Raw genomic sequence first — 11886 nt, forward strand, 5'->3', positions numbered from 1 at the left:
GACGAAGACACTGTCACATCTTTACTCGAAATGTGAGGAGATTCATAGGGTTCGTTCAGAGTCCACCGGTGGCGATCGGTTCTCAGCGGTCGATAAAGCGGGTGCCGAGGGTCTCTTCGCTGATGCGCCGGACTTGGGCTTCTTGGTCCTGTGCCCGCTGGTAGAGGACCTCCATCTCCTGCCGGTCCAGGCCGGCGTCGGGAAATTGCACGGCCAGCAGGCCGAGGACGTGCCACATGCCCGATTTGGCCTGTAGGGCACCCTGCAGAATGTCCATCTCCACCTGAGTCATGCCCCGAGTCTTGGACCGCGTGAGGTTGACGGGATTGAGCCGGCCGGCCACCTGTGCTGCCTTGCCGATGGCCTTTCCGGTGATCGGGACTTTCATGCCGAGCCGGTCGATCAGTTTCTCGACGGTTTGCTGGTCCTGGTAGACCTGCTCCGCTAGGTCGGTGAACTGCTGCTCGTACTCCGTACCGCGCCAGGTATCCGAGGCGGTCTGGAACATTCGAACGCCGCTCTGCGCGCCGAGCAGATGGTGATTGAGGTAGTCCTCGAGGCGGTCTCGGTCAATGGTTTCGTCAGCAGAGTCCATGTGCCATAGGTACGCCAGCGGCCATCGCACGGCAAGGGATGGCCGACCGGTTCAGCTGGCGAAGAAAGAGCTGACCGTCTCGGCCCAGACTTGAGACCCCTGCTCGCTGGGGTGAATGGCATCCACCATCAGGGACGCCGGGTCGCCGGTCTCCTCGAAGGCGGCGTGGACGTCGATCAACGGCAGACCCCGCTCCTCGGCTGCGGCGCGAACCACCTGCTCGTTGGCTTCAGAGCTTTCGGCCCAGTCACCCGTGGCGGGGTTCTGCGCCGTCAACACGACCGGGGCAGAACCTTCGGATCCGGCTCCCAGAGCATCCAGGAGTTCAGTGAGAGAGGATTCGACCTCCTCGGCCGATCCGCGGTGCCCATAGTTGAGAATCACCAGGTTCGCTTCTTCCGGCTGCAGTAGATCGTGGGACAGTGCGAACTCGGGAGTGGCTTCGGCTTCAGAGCCGTTCCAGATGGTCACGGTGCGCTCGCCCTGGCCGAACTCCCGGGGCTGGGCGTACCAATCGCCGATCTCCGCGTTCCAGCTGTACACCGAGACCCGGGCGTCCGCGCCGAGCTCCTCGGCCCACAGGTAGACCCATTCATTGCTGGTGTTGCTGGTGGAGTCACCGAGGACACTGATCACGGCATCGTCGGTGCCGTTCACCACGTCCTGGGCGGCGGTGGTGTTCGCCTCGACCGGGTCGTCCGGTGCTTCGGAGGTCTCCGATGCGGACGACTCTGGCGATTCAGAGGACTCAGATGATGAGGGATCGGCCGTGGCCGTCGACTCCTGCGAGGGCACCGCGGTGCCCCCGCCCCGGGCCGCTTCAGCATCCGCCCGGTACGACCGCTGCTGGGTGAAGAGGACCACCAGCAAGGCGATGATGGCCACAACCAGGACCACCAGCGCCGCCCACTGAAGCTTCTTCGTCACACCGTTATTGCTCACAAGGGCAGATCCTACCTGCAGCGAACGGAGAACCTCACGGAAACACCGCTCTGGAGGAGATGAAATAGAGGAGGAGGAAACACAAAGAAGACACGAAGGAGAGGGATTGGACCATTGCCGTGAACTGTCCGGGATATCGACAATGGGTCTTCCAGCACTGACCGATTCGAAAGGGCTCCCCATGTCGACTCGACAGCCGTTGACTCCGGGTCAGTCGACTTCAGGGCTGCACTCGGCACGGCGGACGGTGGCCTCGGGCTTCCTGTTCGGGTGCGGGATCGCGGCATCCATCATCGACCTGTTCGTCTTTCACCTGGCCCTGCAGTGGCACCACTTCTACGACTTATCCACCACGGAGGTGGCATTGACCATCGACGGGTTCTTTCACGCGTTCGGCTGGTTCATCACCGTTTGGGGACTGTTCCTGTTGGCGCTCGTTCGGCGTCAGGAGGGAATGGCCTGGGGCCGGTGGGCCGGGGCGGTGCTCACCGGCGTCGGGTTCTTCCAGCTTTTCGACGGCATCATCAATCACAAGGTGCTGGGCATCCACCAGATTCGTTATGACGTGGATCTGTTGGCCTATGACCTGATCTGGATCGGCTCGGCGGTGGTCGTGCTGCTGGTCGGCCTGCTCGTGCTGTGGCGCGCCCGAGCATGAGCGCCATGGACGGGTTGGTGCTGCTGTTGGTTGTCGCCGGCGCAGTTGGGTATGCCATCGCCCTAGGGGCCGCCCGGCACCGCGGTCGGTGGCCGGCGCTGCGGACGCTCTGTTGGTACGCCGGTCTCGTCTGTGCCGGAGCCGGGATGGTCAGTCCGGTCGCGGCGGCCGCGCACACCAGCTTCACCGCGCACATGGCCGGCCACCTGTTACTGGGGATGCTCGCTCCACTGCTGCTGGTGTTGGCCGCGCCCATCACGGTGGTGCTGCGGGCACTGCCGGTCGACGCGGCGCGGGCACTCAGTCGCGTCTTGCGCACCTGGTTCGTGCGGACGCTGACGCGTCCGATCGTGGCGGCCACGCTCAACGCCGGCGGGCTGTGGGCGCTGTACGCCACGCCCGTGTACCACCTGATGCACCATTCCATGCTGCTGCACGTGGTGGTGCACGCGCACATGTTCGTGGCTGGGTGCCTCTTCACCGCCTCACTGGTGTCGCCGGATCCGATGCCCCACCGCGCCTCCTTCTGGATGCGCTCGTCGGTGTTGATCGTCTATATCGCGGCCCACTCGATCTTGGCCAAGTGGCTCTACGCCCATCCTCCGGCCGGCGTCGGGCTGGGTGATGGTCAGGCGGGAGCACAACTGATGTACTACGGCGGCGACGTGGTGGACGTGGCCTTGATTGTGCTGCTGTTCGCCGGGTGGTACGCCGCCGCACGTCCCAGAGCTCCCAGAGTGACTGTCCCAATCGTCACCGCCACGGATGGATAATGGACGGGTGAATCCACCTGATGCTGCCGGATCAGGGCTCTCGCAGGCCAGTCCTGTGCCGTCTTCCGGCCCTACCCGCTGGGCCGGGTCTCCGCCGGAGCCCCAGACCAACGAGAACCATTACTCACCCTTCGTCGAACACGAGCGCGACACCTGGGCCAGGCTGGCCAATGAGATGGAACAGCCCCTGGACCAGTCGGACATCGAGCGCTTGCGGGGTATCGGCGAACACCTCTCTCTGCGCGAGGTCGCCGAGGTCTACCTGCCGCTGTCTCGTCTGCTGAGTATCAACGTGGACGCCGCCGCGCACTTGCGCCGGGCCAGCAACGAGTTCCTTGGCGAATCCACTCGGCGCACGCCTTTCGTCATCGGCGTGGCCGGATCCGTGGCCGTCGGCAAGTCCACCACCGCCCGCGTGCTCCAGGAGATGCTGCGGCGCTGGCCCAACACCCCGCGCGTCGAGCTGATCACCACGGACGGTTTCCTCTACCCCAACGCGGAGCTGGAGCGCCGCGGCCTGATGGAGCGCAAGGGCTTCCCCGAGTCCTATGACCGACGCCGGCTGATGCGGTTCGTGGCCGATGTGAAGTCGGGTGCCCCGGAGGTCCGGGCCCCGCTGTACTCACACCTGACCTACGACATCGTCCCGAATGAAGAGGTCGTGGTGCACCGCCCGGACGTGCTCATCATCGAAGGCCTCAATGTGTTGGCCCCACCGAGAGTCCGCTCCGACGGGACCGCCGGTCTGAGCGTCTCGGACTTCTTCGACTACTCCATCTATGTGGACGCCAAGACCTCCGCGATCAAGCAGTGGTACACCGAGCGCTTCATGCGCCTGCGCTCCGGAGCCTTCGCCGACCCCAAGAGCTACTTCCACCGCTACTCCACCTTGACTGACTCCGAGGCCATCGCCACCTCCGCCGACATCTGGGACCGGATCAACGGCCCCAACCTGGTACAGAACGTGCTGCCCACGCGCGGCCGAGCCAAACTCGTCATGTCCAAGGACGCGGGTCACACGGTCACGCGCGTGCTCCTGAGGAAGGTCTAACCATGCCCCTCTCCCCGCGCTCTCCCCTCTCCCCGCGCTCTCGGCGCAAAGTGACCCCACCCCCACCAAAGGGACGTGGTCTCGTCACTTTGTGCCGGCGGGGTTTGGGCCGGAGGGGTTTGGGCCTGCGGGGTGGCATGGTGGCCGGGGTGGCGGTCTTACTGCTGGCCGGATGTTCGACGCCGCAGGCCACGGACGCACCGGACGGCGCGGAGACCGCTAGCCAGTCTCCCTCCCCCTCCGGCGACGTCTCGGTATCGGTCTCGCCGGATCACTCGGGAAGCCCTTCAGTGGCGCCCGCCCCGACAGACTCGCCCACCGTGGGCTTCTCCCCACCCATCATGTCCAGCCGTGCCAGTCCATCCGGCGACCACAGTTCACCCAGCTCGATCCACGTGCTGGTGAACAAACAGAACCCCTTGCAGCCCCTCGATTGGGCGCCGGAGGACCTGCGCGTCCCGGAGGTGCCGTCGTCGAAGGGTGGAATGGAGTTGCGCGATGAGGCGGCCCGCGCTGCCGAGGACCTCGCGGCAGCCGCCGCAGACGACGGCGTGAGCCTGAACCTGGTCAGCGCCTACCGCTCGTACCCCTATCAACAACAGACCTACGCGGGCTGGGTGGATCGTTACGGCCAGGCCGAGGCCGACCGGATCTCCGCCCGCCCCGGCTACTCCGAGCACCAAACCGGGTTGGCCATGGACGTCGGCGCCGCGGACGGAACCTGCAACCTGGAGCAGTGCTTCGGGGACACTCCGGAAGGCCAATGGGTTGCCGAGCACGCCGCCGACCACGGCTGGATCGTCCGCTACCCCGCCGGCGCCGAGGACACCACCGGCTACTCCCCCGAGCCCTGGCACCTGCGGTACGTGGGCACTCAGGCCGCGGCCGACGTCGTCCGTCAGGGTGGTGTGCTGGAGACCGCCTGGGGCTTTGACCCGGCGCCGAGCTACTAGCTCTGGGGTGAGCCGGCGGCCACCCCGCTTTCCATTTGCCCGCTTTCCGTCAGCGCCCGGGCGACGGCGAACAAGGTCGACTCCGCACCGGGGCGCGCGATGATCTGGACGCCGATCGGCCGCCCGTCGGGATGCGGGGCCACGGGAACCGACATCGCCGGATAGCCGATGGCATTCACCCACGCAGTGTAGGCCCCCGGGAACGACGGTGCCTCGTAGCTCCCGCCGGCATCGGCGCTCCATGCGGGTGTCGGCGTGACCGGGGCGAGGACGAAGTCGAGATCTCCCCAGTGGTCCGCCACGGAGGCCCGGAGGCCATGGCGCTCGTCGAGTGCTGACCACAGCTCGGAGGCGGAGACGGACCGACCACGACGTTCCAGTTCCGCCATCCCGTCCGTCAGGACCGCAGCTGCGGCGTCCGGATCGGCCGCCCGTCGAGCCGCAATGACCTCGGCGACACCGATCGAACGCATCACGTCCCAGATCCGTTCGACGACCGCCCGGTCGAACAGCGGAGGAATCCGATCCACCGGGTGACCGGCATCGCTCAGGGCGAGCGCTGCCGCCTCCACCCGTTCAGCGATCACGGGATCGAGCGAGACGCCGGGGAGATCAGTGAACCAGCCGCCTCGGCCCAACACGGATCGCGCGTCTTGACTAGGCGAGAACAAGGAGACCGGATCGCGCCGGTCCGGGCCGGCGAGGTGCTGGAAGACCAGCTCGAGATCCTCCACGGTGCGCGTCACGGCCCCGACGACCTGGAAATCCGAGGCCAGCGCCGGAAACCCCCAGCGGCGCGGAACCCGTCCGGTAGTGGGCCGAAGACCGTACAGGCTGGTCAGGGCCGCCGGCAGACGGGTTGACCCTCCGGCATCGGTGCTCAGGGCGAAGGGCACCGTACCCGAGGCCACGGCCGCCGCAGAACCGCCACTGGAGCCGCCCGGCGTCAGGCTGAGGTCGGCAGGATTGCGCGTGGTGCCGTGCAGTCGGTTGTCCGTGGTGAAGGACATGGCCAGCTCGGGCGTGTTCGTCATCCCCAGCACGACGGCGCCCACGGCGCGGAGGCGTTCCACGGCGATGTCATCCCGGTCCGGCACATGCGACCGCCAGAGCTCGCTGCCCCAGGTCGAGGGAAGGCCTCGGACGAACAGATTCTCCTTCACGGCGAACGGGACACCATCCAGGAACCCGTGCGCCGCCCCTTCCCTGCGCCGACGGTCGGACTCTCGCGCCGCTTCCAGCGCGGCGTCCGTGGCCACGTGCGTCCAGGCGCCGACCGCACCATCCACTTCGGCGATGCGGGCCGTCAGCCGCGTCACGGTGTCTTCTGCTGTGGTCTCTCCCGACGCCAGCGCCCGAGCAAGTTCGGCCACCGTGAGGAGCGATTCCTTTTCCATGTTCACCCTTCGATTCGAGAGTAACGCCGTCGTAACGCGACCGTTCCGTAGCGGAAATGACCCGAGTTGTAATCTGTGATCACAAGTTACAGCAGGAGGAACGCATGAGTGAGACAGGACCGATCGAGGTGACGAACGTCGGCCACGAAGTTCTCCGTCGGTTGCGGCGGATGATCACGTCCGGCCGACTGCAGCCCGGCAGCGTGGTCACTCTGCGCTCCATCGGTGAGGAACTGGGCGTGAGCACGACTCCCGTCCGTGAGGCACTCCGCGTCCTCCAGGCCGAAGGGCTCATCAAATACGATCGCCGTAGCGTCACCGTTGCACAGCTGTCGAGCGACGACGTTCGAGAGCTGTTCGCCATCCGACTCCGCCTCGAACAACTCGCCGCCGAGTGGGCGATCGACCGGCTCACCGCGGCCGACGTCGCGGACATCGAGGAGATTCTCGGTCAGCTCGACGACGCGGTGGAGAGCCCAGAACGGTGGCGGGTGCTCAACCAGGATTTCCACCGCCGCTTCTACGACTGCGCCCAGAGCCCACGCTTACTCGACTACATTGCTCGGATCTGGGACAGCGTCGAACCATATATGGCGATCTACTCGTCCTCGATGGAAGCGTTCCACGGGGCGAACGCTGAGCACCGACGCATGTTCGAGGCGATCCGGGATCGCGATCTCGAGACGCTGCTGGTCCTGACGACGCAGCATCTCGACTCAACCGCTGAGCTCGTGATTCGCGAACTGGATCGCGCGGCCGGCCGTTAGCCGAGCGCACCGCGCGCCTTCTTCCCCTCACGCTTCTCACCCTTCCCTCACGCGCCCCTCACGCCGTGTCGACACGCGGCGCATCCACCGGACGTGGCCTTCTCAGTCGATGGCTGCTGCCCTCGTACGCCCTTGCCACGCCCCTCCTCACATTCCTCTTCACATACCTCTTCACATCCCTGCTCACATCCCTGCTCACATCCAGCGAGACGGAGAACCGATGTCCCACCACACCGTCACCACCACACCGCCGGCGACGACGGCCACTTCCCCGACCACTTCCACTACCGCGCCGGACGCCCACTCGGAGTACGAGAACGAACCCGTACCGCCTTCCCGACGCCGGTCCCTGCTGTCGGTCACGAGCGTCTGGGCCGGATTCCCCCTGGTCATCACCAGCTCGCTCAGTGGCGCCACCATCGTCCAGGGGCTCGGCTTCGGACCAGGCGTGCTCGCGATCCTGGCCGGGTGTCTCCTGCTCTTCGGATACGTCGGAGCATTGAGTGTCCTGGCTGCCCGCACCGGCACGAACTTCTCGCTGCAGGCATCGGCAACCTTCGGACGTCTTGGCTACGTGATCAGTTCCGGCCTGCTCTCGACGCTCGTCCTCGGGTGGTTCGCGGTGCAGTCGGCCTTGGTCGGTTCCTCCATGGCCGAATCGTTCGACGTGAACGTGCCCATGATCTCGATCTTCGCCGGCCTGTTGTTCACGGGGCTCACCCTGCTCGGAATTCGCGCCCTGTCCATCATCGGGATGGTCTCCGGGCCGCTGTTCCTCGTGTTCGGCGTCATCGCGATCATCGCCGGCACCGCGAACGGAGCCGATGTGTTCTCCTACGAAGGAGGTGGGGCCGCCACGGCGATGTCATTCGGTGCCGCCATCACGCTGGTCTTCGCCCTCTTCGCCGACTCCGGCACCATGACCGCCGATTTCACCCGATGGGCCAAAACTCCTCGGCACGCTCTCATCGCCACGGCCTCGGCGTTCCCCGTGGGACACTTCATCACCATGCTCTTCGGAGCGGTACTGGCCGCAGCAGCGCAATCCGCCGATGCGAGCATCTTCTCCACGGTGGTCGGCATCGGCGGCCTCTTCCCCGCGATCGCCATCATCCTCCTGGTGCTCAACCTGGCATCGGTGTGCACGCACTGCCTGTACAACTCGGCCATCGGGTGGGCGTTCATCACCAAGGGCCACATGCGGGTGCTCACGCTTGTCCTCGGCCTCATCGGCACGGTGGTGGCAGGACTCGGCGTATGGGCGTACTTCGTCGACTGGCTCAATCTGCTCGGCATCATCGTCCCGCCGATCGGCGCCATCATCATCACCGACCAGCTCATCATGCGCCGACGCCGGCCCACGGCTAAGGCCTTCCGCTGGCAGCCCTTCGCGGCCTGGGCCATCGGCTCGGCCACGGCACTGGTGGCCAACGAACTCGCGCCCGGCCTGTCCAACGTGATCGTGGGACTCGTCGTCGCCGCACTCGCCTATTCCGTGATCACCCGCCTCGTCCGCGAGCGCGATGAGGTCACCGCATGACCAACACCGACGCTCGGAAAGGATCCGAACTGATGACCGAGACCGACCATCGCTTCGAAGAGCTGACCATTGCAGAGTTCCAGGCCGCCGTCCGGCGAGGAGCAGTGACCAGCCACGAGCTCACGCAGTGGTACCTGGACCGCATCGCGACCGTGGACCCGGAGCTGCGTTCCATCGTCACGGTGAGCCCGACCGCGCTCGATGAAGCTCGTCGTGCCGATGAGCATTTCGCCGTGACCGGTCAATTCCTCGGAGCATTGCACGGCGTCCCCGTGCTCGTGAAAGATCAGGCGGACACCGCCGGACTGCGGACGACGTATGGATCGCAGCTGTTTGCCGAGCACGTCCCCACCGCGGACAGCACCCTGGTGACCCGCCTTCGGGAGGCCGGCGCCGTGATCCTCGCGAAGACCGCCATGAATGACCTGGCGTGCGGGTACAGCTCCCACTCGACCGTCACCGGCACGACGGCGAACCCCTACGATCTCAACCGTGACACGGGTGGCTCCAGCGCCGGCACCGGAGCCGCCGTGGCAGCGAACCTCGGCCTCGTCGGGATCGGCGAAGACACCGGCGGCTCCATTCGCGTTCCGTCCTCGTTCTGCAACCTGTTCGGCATCCGGGTTGCGGTCGGCCGTATCAGTCGCCACGGTCTGCAAGGGCTCGTTCCCAACCAGGACACCCCGGGGCCGATGACGCGGACCGTGGCGGACCTGGCCACGCTGCTCGATGTGCTCGTCGGCTACGACGAGAACGACCCGGAAGCGGGTTCGGTGCCACCGCGAACCAGTGACCGCGAATATCGCTCCCGGGCCATCGCCGGTCTCGACTGGACCGGCCTGCGCGTGGGCGTGCTCGAGTCCGGCTTCGACCTCAGCGATGATCCGGAAGCTGCCCCGGTGACCGAAGCCGTGCGCGGGGCGATCGAACGCCTTCGGGGGCTGGGGGCTGACGTCGTTCCGGGGATCACCATCCCGGATCTCGACCGGTGGGCGGCCGAGACGTCCCTGTACGGGACCGTGTCCCGCTCAGTGCTCAATGAGTTCTTTGCCCAGCACGGCGCACCGGTGTCCGGGTATGACGAGTTCCTGGCCTCGGGGGCGCACAACCCGGCCCTCAGCACGTTCCGGGATATCGCCGACGGCAGCGACGATCCCAGCACCGACCCGGCCTATCTCGCCGCGCGCTATGCCCAGACGCAGTTCCGCAGCCTCGTGCTGGACGTGATGGCCCGGCACGGCGTCGACCTGCTGGTGTACCCGACGGTGCGCACACTCCCACCGCGGTTCGACGCGATGGATGCCGAAGTCAGCGTGCCCGGCTTCCCCACGAACACGGTCATTGGCTCGCAGGCCGTCCTCCCAGCGATGAGTGTGCCGGTTGGTTTGTCCGACGCCGGCGTCCCCGTCGGCATGGAGATTCTCGCCCGACCGTTCGCCGAGACCTGTCTCGTCGAATTCGCCGCGGCATGGGAAGCAGCCACACAGCCTCGCGTTCGTCCCCGCCTCGGCTCCGCCGACAACCGAAAGTGACGTCATGCCTTACCCGACCCTTGACGCGAACCCCTACCACTGGCCGTACGACGGACAGATCGACCCGAAACGCACCGCGCTGCTGTGTATCGATTGGCAGACCGACTTCTGCGGCGCCGGAGGGTACGTGGATCGCATGGGATATGACATCAACGCGACCCGGGCCGGGCTGGCCCCCACGGCACGCGTGCTCGCTCGCGCGCGGGAGCTCGGGATGACGGTCATCCATACCCGTGAAGGGCACCGTCCGGATCTCTCGGACCTCCCGTCGAACAAGCTGTGGCGATCTGCTCAGATCGGCGCCGCCATCGGATCGCCCGGCCCGTCCGGGAGGATCCTCGTCCGAGGTGAGCCCGGCTGGGAGATCGTTCCCGAGGTGGCTCCCGTGGACGGCGAACTCATCATCGACAAGCCGGGCAAGGGCTCGTTCTACGCCACGGATCTCGATCTGCTGTTGCGGACGGCGGGCATCACTCATCTGATCCTCACCGGCATCACCACGGACGTCTGCGTGCACACCACCATGCGCGATGCCAACGACCGTGGTTATGAGTGCCTCATCCTGTCCGATTGCACGGGCGCCACGGACCCCACGAATCACGAGGCGGCTCTGCGGATGGTCACCATGCAGGGCGGTGTGTTCGGTGCAGTCGCGGACTCGGAATCTCTGCTTGGAGCGCTGCAGACTGAGCTGACGGCCTGAAACGCAGGCTGAGCGGATGGCCTGGAACAGTGTCCTCGGATACATCCGGGGCATCGCCGTGCACCTTTGGTCAGGTCGCTGTGGACCTTTGGCCAGGTCCTCGGCGTGTCCGGGCCGTGGATCGGGCTGAACTGGGGATCACTCGGCTTACGCTCAAGCCATGCTCCAAGGATTCAAAGATTTCATCATGAAGGGCAACGTCGTCGATTTGGCCGTTGCTGTCGTCATCGGCGGTGCCTTCGGGGCCGTCGTTACCGCCCTCGTCGATTCCGTCCTGATGCCGTTCATCTCCGGACTGGTGAGATCACCGAACTTCGACTCCTTCGCCGTGGTCACGCTCAATGGCAATGACATCAGGTTCGGCGTCCTGCTGACCGCGATCGTCAACTTCCTGCTCATCGCGGCCGCCGTCTACTTCGTCATCGTGATGCCGATGAACAAGATGATCGAGCGCCGCAACCGCCGTCTCGGCATCGACCCGGATGCCGTGGAGCCCTCCGACGACGTCGTGCTGCTGACCGAGATCCGCGACCTGCTGTCCGCGCAGCGTGGTGGCGGAAGCGTTCCTCCTCGCACGGAAGGCTAACCACCACCGGAACTCAGAGAGGGGCACCTGATCACAGGTGCCCCTCTCTGCTTCCACCGTCCTTCTAGTGACGATCACCCTAGATGTGGAGACACGCCGATGGGCGTCCCGAGCAGCGTGATCGTAACTCTCGTGACTCTGGGGCTAGGGGCCGACGCAGGGGGCCCAGGAGTTGGGTGGCTCCTCGCACGACGGCAGGGACATGGAGAAGAACACCAGCCCGATGAGGATCCCCACGCAGACCACCGAGATGAGGAAGACCACCCACTTGCGGCTCGGCGCCAGCCCGGCACCTTCGTCCGTACCGGTTTCCGGGTCCACTTCAGCATCCCACTCTGACCCCGGCACTGAATCCCTCTCCGGACCGGTCTCCGAGCCCATCGCGGCGT

General features: G+C 66.0%; 14 protein-coding genes. 9 read left to right on the top strand and 5 right to left on the bottom strand.

The window, feature by feature from the left end; genetic code table 11:
* Positions 1-82: 82 nt before the first annotated feature.
* On the bottom strand, positions 83-595 hold the full coding sequence (locus ACFQQD_RS01570; RefSeq protein WP_378085500.1) for a hypothetical protein: 513 nt from the start codon (positions 593-595) through the stop codon (positions 83-85).
* Between the two features lie 51 nt (positions 596-646).
* Positions 647-1537: an SGNH/GDSL hydrolase family protein gene (locus ACFQQD_RS01575; RefSeq protein WP_378085502.1), complete on the bottom strand. Its 891-nt coding sequence runs from the start codon at positions 1535-1537 to the stop codon at positions 647-649.
* Between the two features lie 181 nt (positions 1538-1718).
* Here ACFQQD_RS01575 and ACFQQD_RS01580 point away from each other — a divergent pair, with 181 nt between their 5' ends.
* The 3 genes from ACFQQD_RS01580 to coaA are packed head-to-tail and all read left to right on the top strand — an operon-like array spanning position 1719 to position 4019.
* Positions 1719-2195 (top strand): DUF2243 domain-containing protein, encoded by a 477-nt coding sequence (locus ACFQQD_RS01580; protein ID WP_378085504.1) that lies wholly within the window; start codon positions 1719-1721, stop codon positions 2193-2195.
* On the top strand, positions 2192-2968 hold the full coding sequence (locus ACFQQD_RS01585) for a cytochrome c oxidase assembly protein (RefSeq protein ID WP_378085506.1): 777 nt from the start codon (positions 2192-2194) through the stop codon (positions 2966-2968). The genes ACFQQD_RS01580 and ACFQQD_RS01585 overlap by 4 nt, the downstream gene beginning before the upstream one ends.
* A gap of 55 nt (positions 2969-3023) precedes the next feature.
* Positions 3024-4019, top strand: a complete 996-nt coding sequence (coaA, locus tag ACFQQD_RS01590) for a type I pantothenate kinase (RefSeq protein WP_378086082.1) — start codon at positions 3024-3026, stop codon at positions 4017-4019.
* 271 nt (positions 4020-4290) lie between these two features.
* Here the strand turns inward: coaA and ACFQQD_RS01595 are convergent, their stop codons facing one another.
* On the bottom strand, positions 4291-4428 hold the full coding sequence (locus ACFQQD_RS01595) for a hypothetical protein (protein ID WP_378085508.1): 138 nt from the start codon (positions 4426-4428) through the stop codon (positions 4291-4293).
* Here ACFQQD_RS01595 and ACFQQD_RS01600 point away from each other — a divergent pair.
* A complete protein-coding gene (locus ACFQQD_RS01600) occupies positions 4421-4972 on the top strand; it encodes a M15 family metallopeptidase (RefSeq protein WP_378085510.1) in 552 nt (183 codons plus the stop codon). The two genes, ACFQQD_RS01595 and ACFQQD_RS01600, sit on opposite strands and share 8 nt — an antisense overlap.
* On the opposite strand, the gene ACFQQD_RS01605 is transcribed toward ACFQQD_RS01600, so the two are convergent.
* Positions 4969-6369, bottom strand: a complete 1401-nt coding sequence (locus ACFQQD_RS01605; RefSeq protein ID WP_378085512.1) for an amidase — start codon at positions 6367-6369, stop codon at positions 4969-4971. The genes ACFQQD_RS01600 and ACFQQD_RS01605 overlap by 4 nt on opposite strands.
* A 104-nt stretch (positions 6370-6473) precedes the next feature.
* Between ACFQQD_RS01605 and ACFQQD_RS01610 the strand changes: the two genes are divergently transcribed.
* From ACFQQD_RS01610 to mscL, 5 genes are all read left to right on the top strand, one after another.
* Positions 6474-7136 (top strand): GntR family transcriptional regulator, encoded by a 663-nt coding sequence (locus tag ACFQQD_RS01610; RefSeq protein WP_378085514.1) that lies wholly within the window; start codon positions 6474-6476, stop codon positions 7134-7136.
* Positions 7137-7356: 220 nt separating this feature from the next.
* On the top strand, positions 7357-8676 hold the full coding sequence (locus tag ACFQQD_RS01615) for a cytosine permease (protein WP_378085516.1): 1320 nt from the start codon (positions 7357-7359) through the stop codon (positions 8674-8676).
* 32 nt (positions 8677-8708) lie between these two features.
* Positions 8709-10208: an amidase gene (locus ACFQQD_RS01620; RefSeq protein ID WP_378085518.1), complete on the top strand. Its 1500-nt coding sequence runs from the start codon at positions 8709-8711 to the stop codon at positions 10206-10208.
* Between the two features lie 4 nt (positions 10209-10212).
* Positions 10213-10911: a cysteine hydrolase family protein gene (locus ACFQQD_RS01625; RefSeq protein WP_378085520.1), complete on the top strand. Its 699-nt coding sequence runs from the start codon at positions 10213-10215 to the stop codon at positions 10909-10911.
* Between the two features lie 160 nt (positions 10912-11071).
* Positions 11072-11497, top strand: a complete 426-nt coding sequence (gene mscL / locus ACFQQD_RS01630) for a large conductance mechanosensitive channel protein MscL (RefSeq protein WP_378085522.1) — start codon at positions 11072-11074, stop codon at positions 11495-11497.
* 144 nt (positions 11498-11641) lie between these two features.
* Here mscL and ACFQQD_RS01635 read toward each other — a convergent pair whose 3' ends face one another.
* On the bottom strand, positions 11642-11878 hold the full coding sequence (locus ACFQQD_RS01635) for a hypothetical protein (protein WP_378085524.1): 237 nt from the start codon (positions 11876-11878) through the stop codon (positions 11642-11644).
* Positions 11879-11886 lie beyond the last annotated feature (8 nt).

It is taken from the genome of Citricoccus sp. GCM10030269 (assembly GCF_042665635.1).
Classification (GTDB): domain Bacteria; phylum Actinomycetota; class Actinomycetes; order Actinomycetales; family Micrococcaceae; genus Citricoccus.